Origin of the sequence: Streptomyces nymphaeiformis, from assembly GCF_014203895.1 — a bacterium.
GTDB classification, from domain to species: Bacteria; Actinomycetota; Actinomycetes; order Streptomycetales; family Streptomycetaceae; genus Streptomyces; species Streptomyces nymphaeiformis.
Genome location: NZ_JACHJY010000003.1, coordinates 42,304 through 66,667, shown reverse-complemented (window position 1 = coordinate 66,667; position 24,364 = coordinate 42,304). Strand labels below are relative to the sequence as shown.

Here is a 24,364-nt window from a genome sequence, read left to right as displayed (position 1 = left end):
GCGGTAACAGATGGATGTACTTCTGGCCATCCTTGGCCAGTTCGGCCTCTACGGCCTGCTCACGGTCGGCATCGCGGTGATCTTCGCCGCGACCCGGGTGGTCAACCTCGCCCAGGGCGACCTCGCCATGACCGGCGCCTACGTCGCCGCCACCGCGACCGCCGCCCCCTTCGGGCTCCGCACCCTGCTCGCCCTCGCCGCCGGCGCGCCCCTGCTCCTGGTCGTCGAGCGGCTGCTGCTTCGCCGCCCCGGCTCCGACGGCCTCGCCGCCATGCTGGTCACCTGGGGTCTCGGCATGGCGCTGCGGCAGGGCGCCGAGCTCCTCTTCACCGGGACCTCGCGGACCGTCGCCGTGCCCGTGGAGGGCACGCTCGACGTCCTCGGCACCCCCTACCCCACGTACCGGCTGGTCTGCGCGCTGACCGCGACCGCCGTCATCGCCCTGGTCCTGCTCGCGGCCCACCGCACCGACTGGGGCCTGAGGCTGCGGGCCGTCGCCGACAACCCGGCCATGGCGGCACTGCTCGGCACCGATCCACGCCGCATGCGCGCCACGGCCTTCACCCTCGGCGGCCTGCTCGCGGTGCTCGCCGGAGCCCTCTACAGCCCGGTCCTCGCCGTCAACCCCAGCATGGGGTTCGGCCTGCTCGTCCCCGTCTTCTTCGGGCTGCTCCTCAGCCGTCCCGGAGCCCTGGCCACCGCCGCGGGCGCCGCCCTGCTGATCTCCACCCTGTCGGTACTGCTCCGCACCTGGCTCTCCGACACCCTCGCCGAAGCCCTCTTCTACGCCGTCGTCGTCGCGATCGCCGCACTGCGCTCACGCCCCTGGATCGGAAGGTTCTCCGCATGGTTCCGTCGTACCCCCGCGCCCGCGAGCGCCGCATGACGCCCGCGCTCCGCACCACCGCGCCGGCTCTGGCGGCCGCCCTCGCCCTCGTCCTCACCGGCTGCCAGGGCGCGGCGCTCTCCGACGACGACGCCCCCGCCACCGGCGGGCCGGTGAAGATCGGCGTGGTCGTCCCGCTCACCGGCCCCGTCTCCCAGGTCGGAACGGCCCTGCGCAACGGCCTCGAACTGGCGGTCAGGAAGGTGAACGCCGACGGAGGCGTGCACGGCCGCCCCGTGGAGTACGTCGTGGTGGACGACGCCGGAGACCCCGCCAACTCCACCCAACTCGCCCGCCGGCTCGTCCGCCAGGACAAGGTGACGATGCTCTTCGGCACCATCACCGGCGACACCGCCGAGGCGGTCGGCAGGGTCGCCGACGAGGCGCACGTGCCGTTCGGCACCGCCATCCTCGGCGACACCGAACACTGCTTCGCCTACCAGTGGGGCTTCGGCGAGTCCACCCGGCAGATGCTGACCCCGACCGTGCCCGGCCTGGTCCGGAAGCACGGCACCAAGGTCGCGCTCGTCGGTTCCGACTACAACTACCCCCACTTCTACGCCGGTGTCGCCGGGGAACTCGTGAAGAAGGCGGGTGGCACCGTCGTCGCCGAGGAGTACAGCCCCCTCGGCCAGACCGACTGGCAGCCGGTCATCGGCCGCCTGAAGTCGGCCGCCCCCGACACCGTGCTCTCCATGGTCGTCGGCGCGGACGCGGTGACCTTCGCCAAGCAGGCGCAGCAGTTCGGCCTCCTCACCCCGAAGATCGGCTTCGAGGGCGCGTCCCTCGACGCGGACTTCCAGCCCGCGCTCGGACCGCTCGTCACCGGCCGCACGCACACGGTGCGCTGGAGCGACCGCCTCGACGACGCCGAGAGCCTCGCCTTCGTGAAGGACTACCGGGCCGCCCACCAGTGGAAGGCCCCCGTCCCCGAGGTCGCCGGCAACGCCTACTTCGGCGTCAAGTTCCTGCTCGCAGCCGCCGAGAAGGCCGGTTCGAACGACCCCGAGGCCGTGAACAAGTCGATCGGCGGACTGTCCTACGACAGCCCGCTGGGCAAGGGCACGCACTTCGACGCCGCCAACCACGTGCTCCAGGCCGACATGAGGGAGGTCACCATCGGCGGCGACGGCGCGTACACCGTCACCCGGACCCACCCGATGGTCACCGACACGACCCCGAAGAAGGGCTGCTCGTGACCGTCCCCGCAGCATCGAACGCCCCCGTCGCTCCCGCCGTGTCCACCCGCGGCATCCGGCGCACGCTGCGGCTCGCGCTCCCCGGCCTCGCCGGGGCGGCCCTCCTCGCCGCCCCCTTCGGCCTCGACGCCTTCGCCGTCGCCACCCTCACCCTCGGCCTGTGCCACGGCCTGTTCGCCTACGGCCTCGACCTGAGCTGGGGCCGGGCGGGACTCCTGAGCGTCGGACACGCCGCGTTCTTCGGGCTCGGCGCGTACGCCGTCGCCCTCGCCCAGGAGCACCACCTCCCGTGGACGGCGACGGTCGCCGCGGCCGTCGCCGCCGCCGTGCTGATCGCCGTGCCCGTCGTCCGCATCGGCCTGGCCGCCCCGGTCCCCGACGCGCCGCTGATCCTCCTGACCATCGGCGTCGGACTCCTGCTCCAGCGCGCCGCCACCACCCTCGCCCCGGTCACCGGCGGGACCAACGGACTCTCCGTCTCCGGGCCGGACGTCGTGACCTCCTATTACGTCACGCTCGGCGCCGTCGCGGCCGTCGTCGGCGCCTGCGGAGTCCTTCTCGTACGAGGACGGTTCGGCGCCCGCCTCGTCGCGGCCTCCCGGAACCCCGAGCGGGCCGCCCAGAGCGGCATCGACACCACCAGGGTGCGCACCGCCGCCTTCGCCGTGAGCGCGGCCGTCGCCGCCCTCGCCGGAGCGCTGTACGCACCCGTCGCCGGGCTCGTCTCGCCGCAGGTGTTCGGCCTCGGCCTGTCGACGTCCGTCCTCATCTGGCTGGCGCTCGGCGGACGCGAGTCCACGGTGGGGCCGTTCGCCGGAGCCGTCGCCGTCACCGTCGGCCAGCAGTACCTCGGCTCCACCTGGCAGGGCTGGTACCTCCTCGCCCTCGCCGCCCTGTTCCTGCTCGTCGTCCAGGTCGCACCCGCCGGCCTCACCGCCGCCCCGCGCCGTTGGCTGGCAGGCCCCGGACCCGACGTCCGGCTTCCGTCGGCGTCCCGCCGAGCCCCCTACCGTACGGCTTCGGAGAGCGCGGGCGACCGTCTCCCCCTCGCCGTCACCGGCATCCGGAAGTCCTTCGGCCCCGTCGAGGTGCTCGCCGGGGTCGACCTGACCGTCGAGGCCGGCCGGTGCGTCTGCCTCATCGGACCCAACGGCGCCGGCAAGAGCACCTTCCTCAACGTCGTCGCCGGACAGCTCGCCCCCGACGCGGGCACCCTGCGCCTCTTCGGCGCCGACGCGGCCGGACTGCCCGTCCACCGCCGGGTGGGGCTCGGCGTCGGCCGGATGTTCCAGATCCCCAGCGTGGTCGCCGAACTCTCCCCGGCCGACAACCTCCGCCTCGCCCGCATCGAGGCGCCCGAACCCGCCGAACCGCCCGCCGAGTTCCGCGACCTCGCCGAGGACGAGCTCCGGCCCGCCGGCGCCCTCCCGCTCGCCGACCGGCGCCGCCTCGAACTCGCCGTGGTCCTCGCCTCCGGACCCCGACTGCTACTCCTCGACGAACCCGCGGCCGGCCTCGGACCCGACGACGCGCGCCGCCTCACCCGCGAACTCCGGGAGGTCAACCGGCGCACCGGCTGCGCCCTGCTCGTGGTCGAGCACGACATGGACATCGTGCGGGAACTGGCCGACGAGGTCGTCGTCCTCGCCGAGGGACGGGTCCTCGCCCGCGGCCCGCTCGACACCGTCGCCGCCGACCCCGCCGTCCGCACCGCCTACCTGGGAGCGCGCTGATGCTCGAACTGACGGGCCTCGCCGGCGGATACGGACAGGCCGCCGTCGTACGGCCGACCGACCTGACCGTGCGCGCCGGCGAGATCACCGCCCTGATCGGCCGCAACGGCGCCGGGAAGACGACCCTGCTGCGGACCGTCTTCGGTCTCGCCGACCGGCACGGCGGGACCGTGACCCTCGACGGACGCGCCCTGTCCCCGGGCCGGCCCGAACTCCTCGCCCGGGCCGGCGCCACGCTCATGCCCGAGGACCGGGGCGTGTTCCCCGCGCTCACCGTCGCCGAGAACCTCCGCCTCGCCCGCCGCCGCGACACCGTCCCCGCCGTCGACCCCCACACCGTCTTCCCGCTGCTCACCGACCGCGCCGGGCAGCAGGCCGGCACGCTCTCCGGCGGGCAGAAACAGCAGCTGGGCATCGCCCGGGCGATGCTCGCCGGCCGGACCCTGATCGCGGTCGACGAACTCACCCAGGGCCTCCAGCCCTCCGTGGTCGCCGACGTCCTGGAGGCGCTCGGCACGATCGCCGCCGCCGGGACGGCCGTCCTCCTCGTCGACCAGCACGCCGGAGCGCTCCTCGACCACAGCCGGCACGTCGTGGTGATGGAGGCCGGCCGGGTCGTCCTCGACGCACCGAACGGCCCCGGCCTGCGCGACCGCCTCGACGACCTCCTCGCGGTCCGCTGACCGCCCCACCCCACTGGAGCCCCTGCCATGGACCCCTTCGCCTCCGCCACCGACCTCGCGGCCGCCGTCCGCCGTCGTGACCTCAGCCCCGTCGAGATCGCCGAGACCTACCTCCGCAGGATCGCCGAGCACGACCCGGAACTCGCCGCGTTCACCTGGCTCGACGAGGAGGCCGTCCTCGCCGCCGCGCGCCGTGCCGAGCGGGCCGTCACCGACGGCGGCCCCCTCCCGCCGTTCCACGGCGTGCCCGTCCCGGTCAAGGAGCTGACCCAGGTCGAGGGGCAGCCCGCCACGTACGGCTCGTACGGTGTCGACGACCGGCCCCGCACCCTCACCGAACCCGTCGTCCGGCGCCTCCTCGACGCCGGGTTCCTCCTCATGGGCCGCACCAACTCGCCCGAGATGGGCCTCCTCTCGACCACCGACAACAGCCGCTTCGGCAGCACCCGCAACCCCTGGAGCCCCGAGCACTCGGCGGGCGGCTCCAGCGGCGGCGCCGCCGCGGCCGTCGCCGCCGGGCTCGCGCCCGTCGCCCACGCCAACGACGGAGGCGGCTCGATCCGCATGCCGTCCTCCTCCTGCGGACTGCTCGGCCTCAAGCCCAGCCGGGGCCGCGTCCCGCAGCAGACACCCGGCTGGGAGCACGCCACCGTCGAGGGCGCCATCACCCGCACCACCCGCGACGCCGCCGCGCTGCTCGACGCGATGTCCGTCCCCGACCGGCTGGCCATGTACCAGGCCCCCGCACCCGTCCGGCCGTACCTCGACGAGGTCGGCCTCGACGGCGGGCGCCTGCGCATCGGGCTGCTCACCGCGGCACCCACCGGCCTCCCCGTGGACCCGCAGTGCGTCGAGGCCGCCGAGCACACCGCCCGGCTGCTCGAATGCCTGGGTCACCACGTCGCCCCCGCCTCCCCCCGCTTCTTCAGCGAGGAGGCGATCACCGGGTACGCGCAGACCGTCCTCGACGCGGCGCTCTGGGCCGCCCCGTACCAGCAGCCGGAACTCGCCGAGCCGCACCTCCGGTTCCGGATGGAGCGGGCCACCGGGAAGCACTCGGGCGAGTACACCCGGGCCGCGGCCCTGCTCGCGGAGGAGGCCCGCGCGGTCCGCGCGCAGTGGGGCGAGGAGTTCGACCTGCTCCTCACCCCCACCATGGCCTGCCTGCCGCCGCCGGTCGACGCGCTGCTCAAGGAGGCCAACGCGGACCCCGGCGGCCCGCGCACCACGGAGACCCGGATGATCTCCTTCACCTCGATCTGCAACATCACGGGCCAGCCCGCCGTCAGCCTGCCCACCTTCGCCTCGGCCGAGGGCCTCCCCGTCGGCAGCCAGCTCATCGCCGGCCCCTGGGACGAGGCCGCCCTGATCCGGGTCGCCGCCGAACTGGAGGCCCTGGACGGCTGGCCGCAGCGCCGCCCCGCGCGCTACTCCGGCTGAGCCCCGGACCGCGCACGCAAGAGCGCCACCCCGCCGCCTCCGGTTCCCCCACCCAGGGAACCGGCCCCCCATCGAAGGAGCCGTACATGGCACGCACCGCCCCGGCCCGCATGCTGCGCCGGATCGTCGCCGAACACTCCCCCGGGACCGCCGGCGCGACGGCCGGAGGACCCTCCCGCCGCACCGTCCTCGGCGGCATCGCCGCCGGCGTGGGCCTGGCCGCCGCCACCTCCGTCGGCGCGGCCCGGCCCGCCCGCGCCGACACCGCCCCCCAGCCCGTCATCGCGATCGTCGGCGCCGGCATCGCCGGACTCGACGCGGCCCTGCGCCTCGCCGACCACGGCATCGCCTCCGCCGTCTACGAGGCCGACACCCGGGTCGGCGGCCGCATGTACTCCAACCCGGCCGGCGCCTACTGGGCCGACGGCCAGGTCACCGAGTGGGGCGGCGAGCTGATCGACACCGGCCACACCCTCATGCAGGACCTCGCCTCCCGCTTCGGCCTGCCCCTCGACGACCTGCACGCCGCCGAGCCCGCCGGCTCCACCGAGGTCTACCGCTTCGACGGCGCCTACTACAGCTACGCCGACGCGAGCGCCGACTTCAAGAAGCTGAAGCCGGTCCTCAACCAGGACCTCGCCACCTTCGACTGGCCCGTCGCCTGGGACGCCGCCAACAGCCCCGGCGCGATCACCCTGTCGAACACGTCCATCCACGACTGGATCGCCACCCGCGTCCCGGGCGGGCACGCCTCGCCGTTCGGGCAGCTCCTCGACGTCGCCTACACCACCGAGTTCGGCATGGACACCCGTACCTCCTCGGCGCTCGGCATCATCGGCATGCTGGCCTACCAGGCGACCCCCAACAGCTTCGCGCTGTACGGGGAGAGCGACACCCGCTACCACGTCCGCGGCGGCAACCAGCGCCTCCCGCAGGCCATCGCCGCGGCCCTGCCCCCGGGGACGGTACGCCACGGCTGGCGCCTCCAGTCCGTGGCGGCCGCCGCCGGAGGCCGCCAGCTGCTCACCTTCACCGCCTCCGGCTGTACGCGCACGGTGCTCGCCGACCACACGATCCTGGCCCTGCCCGCCGGTGTGCTCCAACGGCTCGACCTGTCCGCCTCCGGCTTCGACGGCCGCAAGCGCGCCGGCATCGCCGCGATGACGATGGGTCAGAACTGCAAGCTCTCCCTGCAGTTCGACACTCGACCCTGGAACTCCTCGGGGCCCTGGGGGATCGCCAGCGGCAGCACGATGAGCGACACCGGCTACCAGACCTCCTGGGACTCCAGCAGAGCCCAGCCCGGCGGCAAGGGCATCCTCACCGTGTACGCGGGCGGCGGCCACGCCGCGGACTTCACCCCGTCCACGCCGTTCCGCACGGCGGCCGACCCGCAGATCGCCCGGTACGCGCAGACCGCGCTCGCCCAGCTCGAACCGGTCTTCCCGGGCATCACCGCCCACTGGACCGGCAAGGCCACGCTCGCCGCATGGCCGCTCAACCCGAACGCGTACGGCTCGTACGCCGGCATGCCCACCGGGTACGCCCACCAGTACGGCGGCTACGAGGGCGTCCGCCAGGGCAACACCCACTTCGCGGGCGAGCACACCTCCTCGGTGGCCCAGGGCTACATGGAGGGCGGCGCCGAATCGGGGCAGCGGGCCGCCGACGAGGTCCTCACCGACCTCGGCGTCACGCCGTAGTCAGCGTCGGGCCCGCCGGAGGAGATCCGGCGGGCCCTTCCTCAGCCCCGGCCTGGGAGCAGGCCCCGCTCCATGGCCACGACCACCGCGCGGGTGCGGTCGCTGACGTCCAGCTTCGCGAAGACCCGCAGGAGATGGGTCTTGACCGTCGCCTCCGCGATGACGAGACGCCGCCCGATCTCGGCGTTGGAGAGCCCGTCGGCGACCGCGCCCAGCACGTCCTGCTCCCGCGAGGTCAGCACGACGGGGGCGGGGCGGCGCATGAGCGCGACCAGGCGTTCGGCGACGCGGGGAGCGAGGACGGTCTCGCCGCGGGCGGCGGAGCGGACGGCCTCCGCGAGCTGCTCGGCGGTCGTGTCCTTCAGCAGATAGCCGATCGCGCCTGCCTCGACCGCCCGCTCGATCTCCACGTCGGTGTCGTACGTGGTGAGGATGAGCACCCGCGTCGGCGCGGGCCCCGCGGTGATCGCGGCGGTGGCCTCGACCCCGTCCATGACCGGCATGCGCAGGTCGACGAGCGCGACGTCGGGCGCGAGCCGCTCGACGACCCCGACGGCGGCCCGCCCGTCGGCCGCCTCCCCGACGACGGCGATGTCCGGGACCGGCGCCAGGAGGGCCACCACTCCGGCGCGCATCACGGTGTGGTCGTCGACGACCACGACCCGGATGGGCTCGTGCGCTGCGGGCATGTCAGGGCCGTCCGTTCGTGTGGAAGGTCGCGAGGACGCGGGTGCCGTCCCCGACCGAGCTGGTCACCGTCAGTTCGCCGTCGAGCTCGGCGAGCCGCTTGCGCATGCCGTCCAGACCGAAGCCCCGGGACTCCTCGACGACGAAGCCGCGTCCGTCGTCGGTGATCTCCAGCTCGATGGCGTACGGCCCCTGGGTGAGGACCACGCCGACGGTGCTCGCGTCGGCGTGCTTGCGCACGTTGGCCAGCGACTCCTGGGTGCAGCGGAGGAGCGCGATCCGGGTCTGCTGGTCGCAGTCGACGTCCACGGCGAGCTCCGCGTCGACCGTGATCCCCGTGTCCTGGGCGAACCGCTCCAGGGTGCGGCGCAGGGTCGGCACCACTGAACCGGGGGTGAGACCGCTGTGCGGGGCCGAGCCCACCAGGACCCGGGCCTCGGCGAAGTTCTCGCGGGCGGTCCGCTCGATGGAGCGCAGTTGCCGGGCGGTCCGGTCAGGGTCTCCGCCGAGGCCGGTCCGGGCCGCCTCGGCCAGGACGATGATGGACGCGAAGCCCTGGGCCAGGGTGTCGTGGATCTCGCGGGCCATGCGTTCCCTCTCGTCGGCCGCGCCCTCGCGGCGATGGGCCTCGGCCAATTCCTCCTGGGTCTTGGAGAGTTCGGTGGCCAGGACGACGGCGCGGGCCTCGCCGTCCGCGACCAGGCGGTGGACCAGGAGACCGGCCAGGACCGACACGCCGTATCCGGTCAGTGCCACGGCCGCCTTCCACGGCGAGTCGGACACGATGCTTCCGGCCGCGGTGGCCGCGGCGGCGCAGCCGCTGAGCAGGACGGCGAATCCTCGGCCGCGGGAGTGGAACCAGAACTGCGGAAGAGCCGCGATGAGCAGGGCCGCGCCGCCGCCGGGCAGAACGGCCATCGCTCCGAGGCCCGCGGCCAGGGCGGCCAGGTAGGCCGGCCCGTGGTCGCGGGTGCGGTGGACCGCGGTGTAGGCGAGGGCGGCCCCGAGCAGGGCGAAGACGGCCCATCTCGGGGGTCCCGTGTCGTCTCCGACGGCGATGAGGGGTGGGGCGAGACCCAACAGCAGCCAGGCGGCGGTGTACCAGCGTCGGAGGGTCGTGTCGGTCATGCGGTCAGCCTACGGACGCCGGCTGACGCTCCGTCGGCTCGGGCCGGTCGGCCGGGCGCGCTCGGCGCGAGGGCCACCAGTTCGCCTCGCCGAGCAGCAGCATCAGGGAGGGCAGGACCAGGACGCGGATCACGAAGGCGTCGAGGAGGACCGCGACCGCCAGGCTGAAGCCGATCTGCTTCATCTCGATCAGGTGCAGGGCGGCGAAGCCGGCGAAGACCGTCACCATCACCACGGCCGCGCTGGTGACGACCCCGGCGGACGAGGACAGGCCCTGGACGACCGCCTGCCGGGTGGGGACGCCGTCGAGGCGGGCCTCGCGGATCCGGCTGATCACGAACACCTGGTAGTCCATGGAGAGCCCGAAGAGGATCACGAACAGGAACAGGGGGACGCGGGATCCGATCGAGCCGGTGGAGGTGAAGCCGAGGATCCCCTCGGCCCATTCGTGCTGGAAGACCACGACGAGGAGGCCGAGCGAGGCGAACGCGGAGAGGAGGTTGAGGAGGATGCCGACGAGGCCGAGGACCACCGACCGGAACGCCCAGACCGTCATCACGAAGGTGACGAGGAGCAGCGCCCCGACGATCAGCGGCAGCTTCCGCTTCTGGTGGGCGGGGTAGTCGGCGTAGCGGGCGACCTCGCCGGTGACGGCGGCCTCGGTGCCGGTGAGCGCGCCGACGGTTCCGGGCACGAGGTCGGTGCGGAGCCGGTCGAGGGAGGCCCGGGCCTCTCGGCTGTTCACGGAGTGGGGGACGGCCAGCTCCAGGAGGGTGGTGCGCCGGTCGGCCGAGGTCCGCAGGACGGGGGCGCCGCCGATGGCGGGGTCCTCGGCGTTCGCGCGGTCCGCGAGGGTCCGCAGGGCGCCGGCGACCTCCTCGGCCCGCTCCGCTTCCGCTCGTACGACCACCTGGTGCATGGCCTTCAGCTCGGGATAGGCGGTCATGAGCCGGTCGTAGGTCCGCATGGCGGGGATGGCGCGGGAGTGCGTCTCGCGGCTCATCTCGGTGATGTCGATGTCCAGGACCGGCAGGGCGAGCGCGAGGAGCGCGAGGGTGGAGGAGGCGAGCGTCACCGCGGGGTGCCGGGCGACGGGGCGGAGGACCGCGGCGGTGATCCGTCCGCCGGTACGGGAAGTGCCCTTCCGCATCGGCTTCTTGCGGGTCCTGCGGCGTTCGGAGCGGGCGCCGAGGAGGGCGAGGAGCGCGGGCAGCACGGTCAGCGAGCTCAGGACGGCGACCAGGGTGACGACGACCGCTCCGGTGGCGATGGAGGAGAAGATGACGTCGTCCGCGAGGTAGAGGGTGGCGCTGGACACGGCCACGGCGAGCCCGGAGACCACCACGGCCCTGCCCGAGGTCGCGGCGGCGAGCTCCACGACGGCCTGCGGGGTGAGGCGGCCGGCGGCCCCGGCCCGTTCCTCGCGCTCCCGCTTCAGGTAGAAGAGGGTGTAGTCGACGCCGACGGCGAGCCCGATGAGCAGGATGACGTTGGTGCCGACGCCGGCGTCGGGGAAGACGTGCGAGGCGATCATCGACAGGCCGACGGCGGCCACGATCGAGGAGAGTGCGAGCAGCAGCGGTACGACCGCCATGACGACGGATCCGAAGACGATCAGCAGCGTGATCAGGGTGACGGGCAGGGCGATGACCTCCGTACGGGAGAGGTCGTCGCCGCGGAGCTTGTCGACGCCCTTGCCGATGGAAGGTCCGCCGACCTCCTCGACGAGCAGCCGCGGGTGCGCGGCCCGGACCTCGGCGGTCTGCGCGAGCAGTGCGTCGACGTGCTTCTTCCCGTCGAACTCGGCGCCCTTCATGGTGACGTCGACGCGCAGGGCGGTGTGCCGCGCGTCGGCGACGGGGCCGGTCACGGACAGGACATCGGGCAGTTGCCGCATCCGGGCGGCGATCTCGCGTGCCGCCGCCCCGGCCTCGGAACGGTCGAGGGGGCCGGTGCCGGGCGCGGCCTGGATGAGGACGCGCTCCAGGGGCTTCTGCTGCAGACCGCCCTCGGCGGCGAGCGCCTCGGCCCGGCCGGCCTCGCCGATGCGGAAGTCCTCCGTCGTCGCGGGGTGGGAGCCGACGGCGATGCCCGCGCCCAGGGAGAGCGCCACGAAGAGGAGCCAGCCGATCAGCGCGCGCCAGGGGTGCCGGGCGCTGTGACGGGCCATGCGTACGGTCGGGTTCGTCATGCGTCCCAGGCTCGTCGGCGGAGCCGTCCCGCCGACAGGATCGGCCGGTTGAACCTGGTGTCCACCGGTCGGTGGACACGGGGCCTAAGCCGCGGGTCAGCCCAGGTCGCTCGGCTGGTCGGGGTCGAGCTTGAGGCCGAGGCGCAGGGTGGCACTCGCGAGGACGCCCCAGAGGGCGTCGCTGAGGAAGTGCGTCAGGTCGTCGAGGGAGCTCCTCGACTCGGGGTGGGCGGCCCACTGGTTCACCACGCCGTCCACCAGGCCGACCATGCCGAAGGCCAGGTTGAGGTTGAAGCCGGTGGGCGCCGGCCCGCCGTCGAGGAACCGCTCGGCGTACGCGTCCAGGAGCCGTGCGAGGTGGAGGGCGACGGCGGTGCGGGTGCCCGTGACGGCGGGCGAGCCGCTGCCGAGGAAGCGGTAGAGCTCGGGGTGCAGCGCCACCCAGCCCGCGTAGGTGCCGGCGGCGTGTTCGATCGCCTCCCGGATCGTGCCCCGGGGTGCGAGCGCGGGGGTGAGCGCGGCCATCAGGTCGTCGGTGATGCGTGCGCGGATCTGTTCGTCGAGGTCCTCGCGGCTGCGGAAGATCCGGTAGACGACGGAGCGGGGCATCCCGGCCTCGGCGCCGATCGCGGCCACGCTGACCGCCGCTCCCTCGCGCCCGATGACGGTGAGGGCCGCGGTGAGGACCTGGTCGCGGCGCTCGGCGCGGTGGCCGGTCCAGCGGGTGTCGCGGCCGTCGGGGCGCCCGCCGTTGCGTGTCTCTCTGTCCTCGGCCACAGCGTGGATCGTACCCGGCGATCAAGAAAGGACGGCGTGACCGGGGTGGCGCAGGTCACGTTACCGCCAGTATCCTGGACGCCGTGACGCAGGTAAATTCCGGTGCCCGGGGGAGAAGAGTCCGGGGGAGAATGCACCGGCACCACCGGTCGCGGAGGGGATGGACATGGAGAACCGGCACGTCGACGTGCTGATCATCGGCGCGGGTCTTTCCGGCATCAGTGCCGCCTGCCACCTGCTCGCCGGGAACCCCGGAACCACGTACGCGATCATCGAGCGGCGCACCGCGATCGGCGGCACCTGGGACCTGTTCCGCTACCCCGGCATCCGCTCGGACTCCGACATGTACACCTTCGGCTACGGCTTCCGCGCCTGGCACGGCACCAAGGTCCTCGCCGGAGGCACGGACATCCGCCGCTACATCCGGGCCACCGCCGAGGAGCACGGCGTCGCCGACCACATCCGCTTCGGCCGCAGGGCCGTCCGTGCCGACTGGTCGAGCGGCGAAGGGCGTTGGACCGTCGAGACCCTCGACGAGGCCACCGGCGAGACCCACCTCCTCACCGCCCGCTTCCTCGTCGGCGCCACCGGCTACTACGACTACGACGCGGGCCACCGCCCGGAGTTCCCCGGCGAGGAGCGCTTCCGCGGCACCCTCGTCCACCCGCAGCACTGGCCCGAGGACCTCGACCACACCGGCAAGCGCGTCGTCGTCATCGGCAGCGGCGCCACCGCCATCACCCTCGTCCCCGCCATGGCCCCCACGGCCGCCCACGTCACCATGGTCCAGCGCTCGCCCACGTACATCCTGGCGCTCCCCGCGGACGACCCCCTCTCCGTCCTCCTGCGCAGACTGCGCGTCCCGGCCGGACTCGTCCACCGCGTCGGGCGCACCCGGAACATCGCGATGCAGCGCGCCCTGTACGCCCTGTGCCGCAAGGCCCCCCGCCTCATGCGCAAGGTGCTCCTCGGCGCCGTACGGGCCCGGCTCGGCAAGGGCGTCGACATGCGCCACTTCACCCCCGCGTACAAGCCCTGGGACCAGCGGCTGTGCGTCGTGCCCGGCGGCGACCTCTTCACCACGCTGAAGAGCGGTCGGGCGTCCGTGGTCACCGACCACATCGAGACCTTCACCGAGACCGGCGTCAAGGTCCGGTCCGGCGAGGAGATCCCCGCCGACATCGTCGTCACCGCCACCGGCCTGCGCATGCAGCTCGCCGGCGGCATGGAACTCGCGGTCGACGGGAAGCCCGTCGTCACCTGCGACCACCTCCTCTACAAGGGCGTGATGCTGGACGGCGTCCCCAACCTGGCGATGATCATCGGCTACACCAACGCCTCCTGGACGCTCAAGGCCGACCTCGCCGCCGCCTACGTCAGCCGGCTCCTCGCCCACATGGACCGGCACGGCCTCACCGCCGTCACCCCCGTCGCCACCGAGGCCGACCGCTCCTCCGTCTCCGTCATGGGCGAGTCGCTGACCTCCGGATACATCGCACGCGGCGACGCGATCATGCCCCGCCAGGGCACCCGCGACCCGTGGCGGATCTGGAACGACTACTACCGCGACCGCCGCGCACTGCGGCGCTCCCCGATCGAGGACCCCGCACTCCGCTTCGACCGCGTGCCCACCGAAGGAGGACGAAGATGACCAGCGTGCAGAGCTATCACGAGAGGCTCCGGACCCTGTCCGAGGCATCGGTGCACATCCACTTCGACGCGTTCACCGACATCGACTGGGACCACCCCGACTTCGCCGTCGACCCCGCCGACCCCCGCTGGGTGCTCCCCGCCGCCGACCCGCTCGGCGGCCACCCCTGGTACCAGGCACAGCCGTTGGAGGTCCGGACGCGCATCGGGCTCTGGCGGTACGCCAACATCGTCAAGGTGGGCATGCAGTTCGAGAACGTCCTCATCCGCGGGGTGATGGACTACCTCTTCGCCCTCCGCAACCAGAACCCGGAGTTCCGCTACCTCACCCACGAGGTCACGGAAGAGTGCCACCACACCCAGATGTTCCAGGAGTTCGTGAACCGGGCGGGCGCCGACGTGCCCGGCGGACGACGCTCCTTCCGGGTTCTCAGCCGCTTCCTGCCGCTGGCCGGCTCGCTCGTCCCCGAGTCCTTCTTCACCGGCGTCCTCGCCGGCGAGGAGCCCATCGACCACCTCCAGAAGGCGATCCTGCGCGGCGGCGACGACATCCACCCGCTGATGCGCCGGCTCATGCAGATCCACGTCGCCGAGGAGGCCCGGCACATCTCCTTCGCCCACGAGTTCCTGCGCGTCAAGGTCCCCGGCTACGGCAAGGCGCGCAGGGGCGCGCTCTCGGTGGCCTTCCCCGTGATCATGCGGGTGCTCGGCGACGTCATCATGGTCCCCGACAAGAAGGCCGCCGAGACGATCGGCGTGCCCCACTGGGTCGTCAAGGACATCTTCTGGAAGTCGCCCGACGGCGAGAAGATGCTCCGCGACCTCTTCTCCGACGTACGGATGCTCGCCGAGGACATCGGCCTGATGAACCGGACCTCACGGCGCGTGTGGAAGGCGCTCCGCATCGACGGCCGGCCGTCCCGCCACCGCGGCGAACCCGCCCCGCACGCCGCCTGACGAAGCCGACCGAGCCGGAGCCGGCCGTCCCGGCGGTCCCCTGAACGGAGAACCCCTCCCCATGCCGTACGTCGTCACCCGGTCGTGCTGCGCCGACGCCTCCTGCGTGCTCGCCTGCCCGGTCAACTGCATCCACCCCGCCCCCGGCGAACCGGGCTTCGGGCAGACCGAGATGCTGTACGTCGACCCCCGCACCTGCGTGGACTGCGGCGCCTGCACGACGGCCTGCCCCGTGGACGCGCTCAAGCCGCACACCGGGCTCACCGAGGCGGAGCTGCCGTTCCTCGAACTCAACCGCGCCTACTACGACGCCCATCCGCACGAGGACCGGGCGCCGATGGCGATCGTCCCCCCGCAACGCCGCACCTCCGCACGCGAGGTGCGGGTCGCCGTCGTCGGCGCCGGTCCCGCCGGTCTCTTCGCCGCCGACGAGCTGCTGCGGTACCCCGGCGTGACCGTCACCGTCCACGACCGGCTGCCCACCCCGTACGGGCTCGCCCGCGCGGGCGTCGCGCCCGACCACCAGGACACCAAGCAGGTCGCCCGGCTGTTCCGCGCCGTCGAGAGCCAGCCCGGCTTCTCGTACCGGCTCAACACGGAGATCGGCCGCGACCTGCACCACGAGGACCTCCTCCGCGACCACCACGCCGTGATCTACGCCGTGGGCGCGGCCGGCGACCGGCGGCTCGGCATCGACGGCGAGGACCTGCCCGGCAGCGCCTCCGCCACCGACTTCGTCGCCTGGTACAACGGCCACCCCGACCACAGCGCCACGCCCTACGCCCTCGACGGCGAACGGGCCGTCGTCATCGGCAACGGCAACGTGGCCCTGGACGTGGCCCGCATCCTGACCGCCGACCCCGACACCCTCTCCCGTACCGACATCTCCGACCGGGCACTCGCCGCGCTGCGGACCAGCCGCGTCCGCGAGGTCGTCGTGCTCGGGCGCCGCGGACCGGCCGAGGCCGCCTTCACCCTGCCCGAACTGATCGCCCTCGCCGCCCTCGACGGCGTCGACGTCCTCGTCGAGGGCTGGCCGGCCGACGTACCCCCCGACGCCACGCCCAAGACCCGGGTCCTCGCCGAGCTGGCCGCCCGGACGCCCGTACCGGGGCGGCGCCGCATCGTCCTGCGCTTCCGGACGCGCCCGGTGCGGATCCTCGGCGAGGACCGGGTGACCGGCCTGACCGTCGAGAGCACGGACAAGGTCGAGAGCACGGACGAGGTCGAGAGCATCGAGACCATCGAGGCGTCGCTCGTCCTGCGCGCGATCGGCTACCGCGCCCGTCCCGTCCCCGGCCTCCCGTTCGACGAGGCCACCGGAACCGTGCCGCACGAGAGGGGCAGGGTCCGGCCCGGTGCGTACGTCGCCGGCTGGATCAAGCGCGGACCCAGCGGCTTCATCGGCACCAACAAGTCCTGCGCCCAGGAGACCGTCTCCGCGCTCCTCGACGACCTCGAAGCCGGGCTGCTCACCGCCCCCGCCTCCGGTGGTCCGGTGTCCGGGCACCCGGAGGCCGTCGGCCTCGACGGCTGGCGGGCGATCGACGACGCCGAGCGTGCGGCGGGGCGGGGACAGGAACGTCCCCGGGTGAAGATCGTCGACAGGGAGGAGCTGCTCGCCGCCGCGGCGAGGCGCCGGCCTCAGCGCGTCGGCCGGCGCTCGTCGTCCTGACCCCCGCCTCCCGTCCTACCGCCGGGTCGACGCCCTCGGGCGGAAGCGGGCCTGCGTGAGGCGGGGGGCGTCGGCGGGGCGGCCCGCGATGAGGGACTGGAGGATGTCGAGGAGGGCCGCCGAGCTGTCGACCGGGTTCAGTTCGAGCGCGGAGACGGCGGGGCGGCTGTTGCGGGCGTGCTCGGAGTCGGAGCCGGTGACCACCATGGTCTCCTCGGGCACCCGCACGCCGCGCGCCAGGAGGCCCCGCTGCACGCCCGCCGCGTGCCGCCCGGTGAGGCAGAACACGGCGTCCGGCAGCCCGTCGTCGACGAGCCGGCCGGCGAGGGCCGCACCGCCCTCGACGCCCGCGCGCTCGGGGAGCTCGTACAGCCGTGGCGCACGGCGGTGCTCCGTGCACCAGCCGAGGTACGTCTCCTGGTGTTCGAGGTTCCAGGAGTTCGGGTCGGTGCCCCGCACCAGGGCGACCGAGCGGGCCCCCGCGCCCTCCAGGTGGCTCAGGACCAGGCGGGCGGAGGCCCGGTCGTCCTCCGAGGCCCAGTGCGTGAAGTCCGGGCGTCCGGGCGGGCGCCCGTAGGTCACGTAGGGGATGCCGCGCTCCTCCAGGCGCGCGACGACGGGGTCGTCCACGTGCGGGTTGGTGACGATGTAGCCGTCCAGGGAGAAGGCGAGCGGCGGGACCGGCGCCCGCGTCAGGTCCGGCACCAGCATCAGGCTCAGGCCACGGGCCAGGGCCTGCGAGGCGCACGCGCCCACGAACCGCTCGAAGACGTCCACGCCCGCCGGCGCGTAGTCGCCGAGGGCGTCGAGCGAGCGCAGGACCAGACCGACGGCCCCCATCGTGGACCGGCGAAGGCCGCGCGCCAGGGCGTCGGCCTCGTACCCCATCTCGTCGGCGACGGTACGGATGTGCGCGCGCGTGGCCGCGCTGAGGGTGCCCTTGTCGTTGAGGGCGTGCGAGACGGCGGTGATGGAGACCCCCGCCCTGCGCGCCACGTCCTTGATCGTGACGCCCCGCGTCCGTGCCATCGCGCCGCCCGCCCCGGAAGAAGTGACTGGAAGGAATGCCGTGGCCCAGCATTGCATAAAACGTTTTACGTTCGTACGTTGAAGCGCGCCGCCCCCGTTGGCCCGCGGCCTCACCTGCCTCGAAGGAACGCGCGTGGAACTCCACACCCTCATCACCGGGACCACCGACCCCCGCGAGCGCGGGACCCTGCTCGGCACCCGGTTCGGCGCCCAGGTCCGGCGCGTCGCGGAGCTCTACCGGGAGCACTTCGCCGTCCTCGGCCTGCCGGCGGACCGGGTCCGCGACCTCGCCGGCCGCAGCCACGAGGCGCTCCGGGCCTGGGCGCCGCACCTCGCCGAGGAGTCGGACGCCTGCGCCGACGCCGCCGGCGTCGAGCGCTGGACGGTGGCCGCCGTCGGAGCCCGGACCGAGATCCTCGCCGCGTGCCCGGAGCCCGGCAAGGGCGAGTGCTCGACGGCGGTGTTCGCGCCCGCCGGGGCCGCGCCGCAGACCGTACAGACCTGGGACTGGCACGACCTGCTCGTCCCGGACGCGCTGCTGCACGCGCTGACGCCGAGCGAGGGGCGCACGGTGAAGCTCTTCACCGAGTTCGGCGCCCCCGGCAAGATCGGCGTGAACAGCGCCGGTCTCGGCGTCCACTTCAACATCCTGTTCCACGCGTCCGACTCCGCGGGCGGCGGCGTGCCCGTGCACGCCGTCGCCCGCCGCATCCTCGACGAGGCGGACACCCTGGACCGGGCCGTCGAGATCGCCTCGACGGCCCGCGTCAGCGCCTCCACCTCGCTGACCGTGGTCACCGCCGACTGCTCGGCGGCGAGCCTGGAGCTCTCGCCCGCCGGCCTCGCCGTGGTCCCGGCGGGGGAGGACGGCTGGCTGCTGCACACCAACCACTTCCTCGACGCCGGACTCGCGGCGGGGGACACCGGACCGGCCGACTCGATGACGGCGGAGAGGCTCGCCCACCTGCGCGCGGTACGCGCCGCGATGCCGGGCCTCTCACCCGCCGAGCGGGCGCGGGCCTTCTGCGGCGAGGGCGGGGCCGACGCCGTCGTCTGCATGCGGCCCGACGCGCACAAGCCCCCGCACGAGCAGTGGGGCACCCTGCTCACCGTCGGCCTGGACACCGCCGACTGCGCGATCGACTACCTGGCCGGCGCGCCGCACGAGGCCCCGGCGTCCGGCCTCGCGCGCTTCTGACGCCTCAGGTGCGCAGGAACGCGCGGACCCCCTGGGAGACGGCGTCGTCGCCGAGGAGCTCGTTGTGCTTGAGGCAGCCGGCGCCGTTGTCGACGGCGCCGGCCAGCGGCACGCTGCTGTCGGGGTTGATGACCTCGTCGCAGTTCGACCACCAGGTGGCGTAGCGCACGGCCCCGGGCGTCTCGTCGCCCTCCGCGAGCTTCTTCTGGACGTACGACCCCGGGCTCATGTCCCGGCAGGCCTGGTCCCACAGCGCGCACGCCCATGCCGTGGAGGTGCCGTGGTTCGGGCCGGCGAGGGAGACCCAGTGGGCGACGGAGGACTGGCCCGCCGCGTCGAACTTCACGTACCAGCGGGTGACGAGGCTGCCGAAGGAGTGGGCGACGAGATCGACCCGGGAGGCCCCGGTCTGCCGCTTGACGCCCTCGACGTACGCGGCGAGCCGGCCCGACAGGACCTCGTTGACGGACTGGTGCGTGTCGTAGCCGAAGGAGAACAGCTCGGCGTCGGTGTACCCGTCGGCCTTGAAGTCCGCGCGCAGTCCGCCCCACACGCCCGGGTCGGCGTTGTAGCCGTGGACGAACACGACGGGGACGCGGGAGGACGCCTCGGCATGGACGGGTGCCGCCGGCAGGAACAGGGACGCGACGAGCGCGAGCAGTGCAACGACGATCCGACCACGGAGTCCCAACACGCTTTCCCCTAAAATGAGTTACGCACGAGTAGTCAGCAGCATGGTGGGGGCTGCGGGGGCGGATGGCCAGCCCCCTGCGCGGCTTCGCCGGCCCCCCGGTGACCGTCAGGCGATCGTGAAGGGGGCGCACGTGCGGGGGAGATGGGGCCGCCGGGGGAGTGGCGGCGACAGCGGGAACCACGGCGGCGACGGGCGCGGGGACGACACGGACGGCCTCCGGCGGGCCGCCGAGGCCGGGGACGTCACGGCGATGTTCCGGTACGGCCTGCACCTCGGTGCGCGCGACGACCGGGAGGGCGGCGAGCGGTGGCTGCGCCGGGCGGCCGAGGCGGGGCATCCCGAGGCCGGTGTGACCCTCGGCGTGCTGCTCCACGGCTGGCAACGGCACGCCGAGGCGGAGCCGTTGCTGAGGGAGGCCGCCGGGGCCGGGCACGTACGGGCGATGGAGATCGTCGCGTACCTCCTGCGGAAGCGGGGGGAGCACGAGGAGTCGGTCCTCTGGTACCGGCGTTCGGCCGAGGGCGGCAACCCGTACGCGATGGGCGTCCTCGGGGAGCTGAGCCGGGACCGGGGAGCGGTGTCCGAGGCCGAGGACTGGTTCCGGCGGGCCGCCGACGCGGGCCTCGCCGACGCCGCGTACCTCCTCGGGAAGATGCTCTACGAGCGGGGCGAGACCGTGGAGGCCGAGCGCTGGTCCCGCCGGGCGGCGGACGGCGGCAGCACCGCCGCGATGAACGCCCTCGGGACGCTCGCACTGCAGCGGGGGGACCGGGAGGCGGCGAAGGCCTGGTACCGCAAGGCCGGCGCGGCCGGTGACGGGGAGGGCGACCGCCTGCTCGGGAGGATGCTCACCAAGGCCGAGGCGGTCGTCGAGTACGAGATGCGGCTGGCCGAGCGCGCCCGTAGGCGTGACGTCGACGCGTACGTCGCGCTCGGCCGGTCGAAGGAGCTGGGCGGCGATCTGTACGCGGCGCAGGGCTGGTACGAGAAGGCCGCCAAGGCGGGGCACGTCGGGGCGATGCTCCATCTCGCCCGCATCTCGGAGGCGCAGGGCCACCTCCGTCAGGCGAGGGCGTGGCGCCGGAAGGCCGCCGAATCCTGAGGCGTCTGTGACGGATTGACCGTCTTTCGAAGGGGTCCGTCGGCGCTGCCGGCGAACTCGTTCCGTCACAGGGCTTGTCAGTGCAATTTCACATTACTATGTTACACCGCACATGGCCCGGTGATCGACCGTCACCCGCCGTGCCGTACAGGCCAGTTCGCGAACCGACCATTCGCGGACCATCCCCGCATCCCCCCCATCAGCAGGAGTTCCGTTGTCCCTCCACCGACGTGTGCGCTCGTCCCTGCTCGCCTCCGCCGTCGCGGTCACCCTCCTGGCCTCCGCCGGCCAGGCCGGTGCCTCCGCGGCGGGCGCGGACGACAAGCCCGCCGCCCCGGCCCCCGCCCTCGGCGCGCCGGCGCCGCAGGCGCAGCCGGGAGCCAACCCCTTCGACGAGGTCGAGCACCGCGCCTCCGCCCCGCGCACCACCTTCGGCCCGGCCCCCGCCCCCGGCGGCCACACCGCCGGCCGCGTTCCCGGCCCGGCCAAGTCCGCCGCCACCGCACGCTCGTTCGCGGCGGTCGCCACCGACACGCAGGCCGGCGTCCCCTGCACGCTCGACGGGATCACCGGCCTCGCCCCGGAGCAGTTCGCCGACTTCCTCGCCGACCCGGCGGTCACCGCCGACGGCTGTCTGCGCGGCCTCATCTGGACCTGGGACGCCCGGCTCGCCCCCGTGATGTCCGACGCCCACGTCCAGGCCGTGTCCCGCCGCATATCGAGCCTCGCCGCCTCCCACGACGGACGGAACGCCTCCCACCTGGAGGAGATGTTCACGTACCTGCACGCCGTCGCGTACCACGACTACTCGCGCGGCGAGATCGACATCACCGACGCGCCCACCGTGAACGCGATGCGGCAGGCGGTCGCCGACTTCGGCGCCGCCGCCCGCACCTTCGACGTCACGAAGAGCAACGCCAACACCCTCCGCGAGGCGCTCTACGCCGCGAGCGCGCCCGGCCTGCGCCAGTACCAGCTCGCCCTGATCAAGCGGGTCCTGGCCACCATGGACCCCGCGCACACCGCCACGAACCTGGACCCGGCCTGGGCCGGCGCCGCGCTCGCCGCGCTGTCCGTCAACTACCTGGGCGTCTACCCGGGCAACCAGGACGCCGCCTTCCACGCGGCGGCCGCCGCCGACCCGGCGTACCGCGCGCTCTTCAAGGCCTTCGCGGGCTACTCGCACCTGAAGGGGACCGCGAACGCCTGGGTCGCCCGCGACGCCCTCAGCGAGTACGGCCGCTTCGGCCAGATCGACGGGCTCAAGGACGGCGTCGTCGCCGACCTCGGCGCCACTCTCACCACCGTCGTCGACACGTTCGGCCGCGGCAGCGAGCAGTGGGCGAAGGTCGTCTCCTGGCTCAACTTCTACGAGGCCTGCAAGCCGTACGGCGTGTGCAAGGAGGACATCGAGAAGCAGCTCTTCCCGTACACGTACAGCTACGACAACGGCGCCATCAAGGTCCGCACCGCCCTCGACCGGGCCACCGTCGACCAGCTCTACTACGCGAGCAAGCAGGTCAAGGCGCAGTACCACCGCGTCCTCGGCACCGACCAGCCGCTCGCCGGCGACCAGAACACCACCCTGAACATCGTCCTCTACGCGTCCCGCGCGGACTACGAGAACTACCACCCGATCCTCACCGGCATGGGCACCAACAACGGCGGCATCTACATCGAGCGCGGCGCCACCTTCTACACGTACCAGCGGCGCGTCCCGCAGGACTCCTCGCTCACCCTCGAAGAGCTCTTCCGCCACGAGTACACCCACTACCTGAACGGCCGCTGGGCCGTCCCCGGCTTCTTCGGCGAGGGTCCCTGGTACCAGGGCGACCGCACCACCGCCATGGACGAGGGCACCGCCGAGTTCTTCGACGGGGCCACCCGCGACAACGGCATCGCCGTCCGCAAGTCCCTCGTCCGCGGCGTCATCAACGACACCGCCGGCGGCGGCCCCCGGATGAGCGTCCAGCAGCTCCTCCACGCCACCTACGACGGCGACGGCTTCCGCTTCTACAACTACGCGGGCACGTTCTTCGAGTTCCTCTGGACCGAGCACCCCTCCCTGCTCCGGGAGATGTACACCCACCTGCGGGCCGACGACGTCGCGGCGTACGACGCGTGGCGCAACCGGATGGGCTCCGACGCCAACCTCCAGAGCGCCTACGACCGCTTCCTCGACACGCAGATCGCCAAGCTCGACCAGCTGTACGTCCCCAACACCGCCTACACGCCCAACGCCCAGCTCCGCGACGCCGACCTCGCGTCCGTGAGGTCCTCCTTCGCCACCGCCACCTACAACACCCCCGACTGTGTGGAGAACGGCGAGCCCGGCAAGCGCCGCTTCCTCTGCACCGGGCGGATCACCGCCAACCTGTCCAACTGGGCCAGCGAGGACCAGAACTTCAAGGACATGTCCGAGACCGTCGACTACTTCATCCTCGACCGGGCCGGCGCCGCGTCGAACAACCTTGCCGACATGAACTGCAGCTTCGGGCCGATCGACATCTGGTCCACCAAGGTCGCGGGCACGTCGAGCTTCAGCTGCGAGGGCCCCCTCCGCAGCTGACCGCACCCACCCGTCCGGGCCGGTCCTTCCACGGGGGGAAGGGCCGGCCCGGCACCCGATTCCCCTTCAGGAGGCCGTACTCCGTGAGCACCACCCCGCACTCGGTCCGCACCACCGACTACCACACCGCAGGCGAGCCGTTCAGGATCGTCGACGAGGACCTGCCGCCGATCCCCGGCGACACCGTCGCCGAGCGCCGCGCCCTCGCCCTCCGGCTGGGACCGCTCGACGAGCTGCGCCGCCTGCTTGTCCGGGAGCCCCGGGGACACTCCGGCATGTACGGCGGGTTCATCGTCCCGCCCGACGACGACGGCGCCCACTTCGGCGTGCTGTTCTGGCACAAGGACGGCTACTCCACCGCCTGCGGCCACGGCACGATGGCCCTCGGCGCCTGGGCCGTCGACACCGGCCGGGTCCCGGCACCCCACGACGGCCACGTCCCCGTCCGCATCGACGTGCCCTCGGGGCGCGTCACCGCGACGGTGCACCGCGAGGGCGGCCGCACCACCGGCGTCACCTTCCGCAACGTCCCCACGCGCGTCCTGGCGCGCAAGGTCCCGGTGACCACCCCGTACGGCACCGTCGAGGCCGACCTCGCCGACTCCGGCGCCGTCTACGTCTCCGTCCCCGCGCGCGCCCTCGGCCTCGACACGACCAGGGCCTCGCTGCCCGCGCTGGTCCGGGCCGGGCGGGAGATCCGCGCCGCGTTCCCCGAGCACGACGTGTACGGCGTCATCCTGTACGACGAGCTGCCCGACACCCCCACCGGGCCGCACCAGCGGAACGTCACCGTCTTCGCCGACGGGCAGATCGACCGCTCGCCCTGCGGATCCGGCACCTCCGCCCGCCTCGCGCTGCTCGGCGAGGACGGACGCCTCGGTCCCGGTGAGGTCCTCACCCACGAGTCCGTGGCCGACACCGTGTTCACCGGCCGGCTGCTGCCCGGCGGGATCACCGAGGTCACGGGAGCCACCCACCGCACGGGCACCCACACCTTCGTCCTCGACCCGCACGACGACCTGGGCACGGGATTCCTGCTGTGACCGACCTGCTCCTCATCGAC

The 24,364-nt window shown here is 73.5% G+C and carries 19 protein-coding genes; 13 read left to right on the top strand and 6 right to left on the bottom strand.

Annotation, left to right across the window (positions count from 1 at the left end; translation table 11 throughout):
• Positions 1 to 10 precede the first annotated feature (10 nt).
• From GGE06_RS10525 to GGE06_RS10500, 6 genes are all read left to right on the top strand, one after another.
• Positions 11 to 886: a branched-chain amino acid ABC transporter permease gene (locus GGE06_RS10525; protein WP_184930675.1), complete on the top strand. Its 876-nt coding sequence runs from the start codon at positions 11 to 13 to the stop codon at positions 884 to 886.
• Entirely contained in the window at positions 847 to 2,085 is a 1,239-nt protein-coding gene (locus GGE06_RS10520; protein ID WP_116163187.1) for an ABC transporter substrate-binding protein, read from the top strand. The genes GGE06_RS10525 and GGE06_RS10520 overlap by 40 nt, the downstream gene beginning before the upstream one ends.
• A complete protein-coding gene (locus tag GGE06_RS10515) occupies positions 2,082 to 3,818 on the top strand; it encodes a branched-chain amino acid ABC transporter ATP-binding protein/permease (protein WP_184930674.1) in 1,737 nt (578 codons plus the stop codon). The genes GGE06_RS10520 and GGE06_RS10515 overlap by 4 nt, the downstream gene beginning before the upstream one ends.
• Positions 3,818 to 4,501 (top strand): ABC transporter ATP-binding protein, encoded by a 684-nt coding sequence (locus tag GGE06_RS10510; RefSeq protein ID WP_116163191.1) that lies wholly within the window; start codon positions 3,818 to 3,820, stop codon positions 4,499 to 4,501. The genes GGE06_RS10515 and GGE06_RS10510 overlap by 1 nt, the downstream gene beginning before the upstream one ends.
• A 27-nt stretch (positions 4,502 to 4,528) precedes the next feature.
• Positions 4,529 to 5,941, top strand: coding sequence for an amidase (locus tag GGE06_RS10505; RefSeq protein ID WP_184930673.1), 1,413 nt, complete (start codon positions 4,529 to 4,531; stop codon positions 5,939 to 5,941).
• Positions 5,942 to 6,027: 86 nt separating this feature from the next.
• Positions 6,028 to 7,644 (top strand): flavin monoamine oxidase family protein, encoded by a 1,617-nt coding sequence (locus GGE06_RS10500; RefSeq protein WP_184930672.1) that lies wholly within the window; start codon positions 6,028 to 6,030, stop codon positions 7,642 to 7,644.
• Positions 7,645 to 7,685: 41 nt separating this feature from the next.
• Here GGE06_RS10500 and GGE06_RS10495 read toward each other — a convergent pair whose 3' ends face one another.
• The 4 genes from GGE06_RS10495 to GGE06_RS10480 form a co-directional block, all read right to left on the bottom strand.
• Positions 7,686 to 8,333 carry a response regulator gene (locus GGE06_RS10495; RefSeq protein WP_184930671.1) on the bottom strand — a complete coding sequence of 216 codons (648 nt, stop codon included), beginning with the start codon at positions 8,331 to 8,333 and terminating at the stop codon, positions 7,686 to 7,688.
• A gap of 1 nt (position 8,334) precedes the next feature.
• Positions 8,335 to 9,459 (bottom strand): sensor histidine kinase, encoded by a 1,125-nt coding sequence (locus tag GGE06_RS10490; RefSeq protein WP_184930670.1) that lies wholly within the window; start codon positions 9,457 to 9,459, stop codon positions 8,335 to 8,337.
• Between the two features lie 4 nt (positions 9,460 to 9,463).
• A complete protein-coding gene (locus tag GGE06_RS10485) occupies positions 9,464 to 11,650 on the bottom strand; it encodes an MMPL family transporter (RefSeq protein WP_184930669.1) in 2,187 nt (728 codons plus the stop codon).
• A gap of 96 nt (positions 11,651 to 11,746) precedes the next feature.
• Positions 11,747 to 12,427, bottom strand: a complete 681-nt coding sequence (locus tag GGE06_RS10480; RefSeq protein WP_184930668.1) for a TetR/AcrR family transcriptional regulator — start codon at positions 12,425 to 12,427, stop codon at positions 11,747 to 11,749.
• A gap of 166 nt (positions 12,428 to 12,593) precedes the next feature.
• Between GGE06_RS10480 and GGE06_RS10475 the strand changes: the two genes are divergently transcribed.
• From GGE06_RS10475 to GGE06_RS10465, 3 genes are all read left to right on the top strand, one after another.
• Positions 12,594 to 14,078 (top strand): flavin-containing monooxygenase, encoded by a 1,485-nt coding sequence (locus GGE06_RS10475; protein WP_184930667.1) that lies wholly within the window; start codon positions 12,594 to 12,596, stop codon positions 14,076 to 14,078.
• On the top strand, positions 14,075 to 15,034 hold the full coding sequence (locus GGE06_RS10470) for an AurF N-oxygenase family protein (RefSeq protein WP_116163205.1): 960 nt from the start codon (positions 14,075 to 14,077) through the stop codon (positions 15,032 to 15,034). The genes GGE06_RS10475 and GGE06_RS10470 overlap by 4 nt, the downstream gene beginning before the upstream one ends.
• A 61-nt stretch (positions 15,035 to 15,095) precedes the next feature.
• Positions 15,096 to 16,709, top strand: coding sequence for an FAD-dependent oxidoreductase (locus GGE06_RS10465; protein WP_184930666.1), 1,614 nt, complete (start codon positions 15,096 to 15,098; stop codon positions 16,707 to 16,709).
• 15 nt (positions 16,710 to 16,724) lie between these two features.
• Here the strand turns inward: GGE06_RS10465 and GGE06_RS10460 are convergent, their stop codons facing one another.
• Positions 16,725 to 17,738 (bottom strand): LacI family DNA-binding transcriptional regulator, encoded by a 1,014-nt coding sequence (locus tag GGE06_RS10460; RefSeq protein WP_116163209.1) that lies wholly within the window; start codon positions 17,736 to 17,738, stop codon positions 16,725 to 16,727.
• A gap of 133 nt (positions 17,739 to 17,871) precedes the next feature.
• On the opposite strand from GGE06_RS10460, the gene GGE06_RS10455 reads away from it, so the two are divergent.
• Positions 17,872 to 18,936 carry a C45 family autoproteolytic acyltransferase/hydrolase gene (locus tag GGE06_RS10455; RefSeq protein WP_116163211.1) on the top strand — a complete coding sequence of 355 codons (1,065 nt, stop codon included), beginning with the start codon at positions 17,872 to 17,874 and terminating at the stop codon, positions 18,934 to 18,936.
• 4 nt (positions 18,937 to 18,940) lie between these two features.
• Here the strand turns inward: GGE06_RS10455 and GGE06_RS10450 are convergent, their stop codons facing one another.
• On the bottom strand, positions 18,941 to 19,627 hold the full coding sequence (locus tag GGE06_RS10450; RefSeq protein WP_246532475.1) for an esterase/lipase family protein: 687 nt from the start codon (positions 19,625 to 19,627) through the stop codon (positions 18,941 to 18,943).
• A gap of 133 nt (positions 19,628 to 19,760) precedes the next feature.
• Here GGE06_RS10450 and GGE06_RS10445 point away from each other — a divergent pair, with 133 nt between their 5' ends.
• The 3 genes from GGE06_RS10445 to GGE06_RS10435 all read left to right on the top strand — a co-directional run bounded on the left by GGE06_RS10445 (position 19,761) and on the right by GGE06_RS10435 (position 24,344).
• Positions 19,761 to 20,732, top strand: a complete 972-nt coding sequence (locus GGE06_RS10445; RefSeq protein ID WP_181924735.1) for a tetratricopeptide repeat protein — start codon at positions 19,761 to 19,763, stop codon at positions 20,730 to 20,732.
• Positions 20,733 to 20,946: 214 nt separating this feature from the next.
• On the top strand, positions 20,947 to 23,301 hold the full coding sequence (locus tag GGE06_RS10440; RefSeq protein ID WP_184930665.1) for a collagenase: 2,355 nt from the start codon (positions 20,947 to 20,949) through the stop codon (positions 23,299 to 23,301).
• 83 nt (positions 23,302 to 23,384) lie between these two features.
• A complete protein-coding gene (locus GGE06_RS10435) occupies positions 23,385 to 24,344 on the top strand; it encodes a proline racemase family protein (protein ID WP_184930664.1) in 960 nt (319 codons plus the stop codon).
• Positions 24,345 to 24,364: the final 20 nt, after the last annotated feature.

What these genes read in the sequence shown, in the direction of transcription:
- GGE06_RS10520 (WP_116163187.1), top strand. Translation starts at nt 847, where the DNA reads ATGGTTCCGTCGTACCCCCGCGCCCGCGAGCGCCGCATGACGCCCGCG.
- GGE06_RS10500 (WP_184930672.1), top strand. Translation starts at nt 6,028, where the DNA reads ATGGCACGCACCGCCCCGGCCCGCATGCTGCGCCGGATCGTCGCCGAA.
- GGE06_RS10460 (WP_116163209.1), bottom strand. Translation starts at nt 17,738, where the DNA reads ATGGCACGGACGCGGGGCGTCACGATCAAGGACGTGGCGCGCAGGGCG.
- GGE06_RS10490 (WP_184930670.1), bottom strand. Translation starts at nt 9,459, where the DNA reads ATGACCGACACGACCCTCCGACGCTGGTACACCGCCGCCTGGCTGCTG.
- GGE06_RS10510 (WP_116163191.1), top strand. Translation starts at nt 3,818, where the DNA reads ATGCTCGAACTGACGGGCCTCGCCGGCGGATACGGACAGGCCGCCGTC.
- GGE06_RS10525 (WP_184930675.1), top strand. Translation starts at nt 11, where the DNA reads ATGGATGTACTTCTGGCCATCCTTGGCCAGTTCGGCCTCTACGGCCTG.
- GGE06_RS10485 (WP_184930669.1), bottom strand. Translation starts at nt 11,650, where the DNA reads ATGACGAACCCGACCGTACGCATGGCCCGTCACAGCGCCCGGCACCCC.
- GGE06_RS10495 (WP_184930671.1), bottom strand. Translation starts at nt 8,333, where the DNA reads ATGCCCGCAGCGCACGAGCCCATCCGGGTCGTGGTCGTCGACGACCAC.
- GGE06_RS10465 (WP_184930666.1), top strand. Translation starts at nt 15,096, where the DNA reads ATGCCGTACGTCGTCACCCGGTCGTGCTGCGCCGACGCCTCCTGCGTG.
- GGE06_RS10470 (WP_116163205.1), top strand. Translation starts at nt 14,075, where the DNA reads ATGACCAGCGTGCAGAGCTATCACGAGAGGCTCCGGACCCTGTCCGAG.
- GGE06_RS10505 (WP_184930673.1), top strand. Translation starts at nt 4,529, where the DNA reads ATGGACCCCTTCGCCTCCGCCACCGACCTCGCGGCCGCCGTCCGCCGT.
- GGE06_RS10475 (WP_184930667.1), top strand. Translation starts at nt 12,594, where the DNA reads ATGGAGAACCGGCACGTCGACGTGCTGATCATCGGCGCGGGTCTTTCC.